Source organism: Xenorhabdus santafensis, from assembly GCF_033949405.1.
Lineage (GTDB): Bacteria > Pseudomonadota > Gammaproteobacteria > Enterobacterales > Enterobacteriaceae > Xenorhabdus > Xenorhabdus santafensis.
Genome location: NZ_VCDN01000294.1, coordinates 1 through 878, shown reverse-complemented (window position 1 = coordinate 878; position 878 = coordinate 1). Strand labels below are relative to the sequence as shown.

Genomic DNA, 878 nt, shown 5'->3' with positions numbered 1-878 from the left:
CAAACGTATGAAATAAAAGAGGCGTATATTGGCAAGAATCAAAGATTATTTACAAGAGTAATTATCTACCGATTAACAGAGGAACAAATACTGGAACGTAGAAAAAAACAAAGCTATACCGAAAGTAAAAAGGGGATTACATTTTCAGAAAAGAGTAAACGATTAACGGGTATCAACATATATGTTACGAATACGCCTTGGGAAGTGGTTCCGATGGAACAAATCCATGATTTTTACTCCCTCCGCTGGCAGATCGAAATCATATTTAAAACGTGGAAATCTTTATTTCAAATTCATCATTGGCAAACTATCAAACAAGAGCGATTAGAATGCCATGTGTATGGAAAGCTCATTGCCATTTTTATCTGTTCTTCTACGATGTTTAAGATGCGCCAACTTCTGTTGCAAAAGCACAAAAGAGAATTAAGCGAATATAAAGCAATTGGGATGATTCAAGATCATCTATCCCTGTTATATCAAGCGATACAGAGAAACACCCGTATAATAACAAAGGTTTTAATCCGCCTGTTTACCCTACTAAAGAAAAATGGCCGGAAATCCCATCGATATGAGAAGAAAACTATCTTTGATATTATGGGTGTTGTCTATGAGTATAATGGATTGAGAAAACAAAAGAAAGCTGCATAAGAAAAAAATGAAACCCGTTAGGGTTTATTTCGTATGCTCATTTTTAAGAGGATTATACTGTTTAAAAGTTTGTTCATTTCAATTAATGGAAAACCGTAGAGTTTCTATCCTTAAGTTGATGGGCATGTGTCTCTACCCCAATAATATACTTATTGAGAAGGGCAGAGATAAGTTTGTATTTAAGACTGATGGTTGGCTAGTTAGAATGACCGATTGAGATTCTTTTAGTT

1 pseudogene is annotated in these 878 nt (G+C 34.5%); it reads left to right on the top strand.

Going from position 1 to position 878, the window contains the following annotated elements:
• Positions 1-648: pseudogene (locus FE392_RS22555) on the top strand (IS4-like element IS231C family transposase); the annotation flags it as partial.
• Positions 649-878 lie beyond the last annotated feature (230 nt).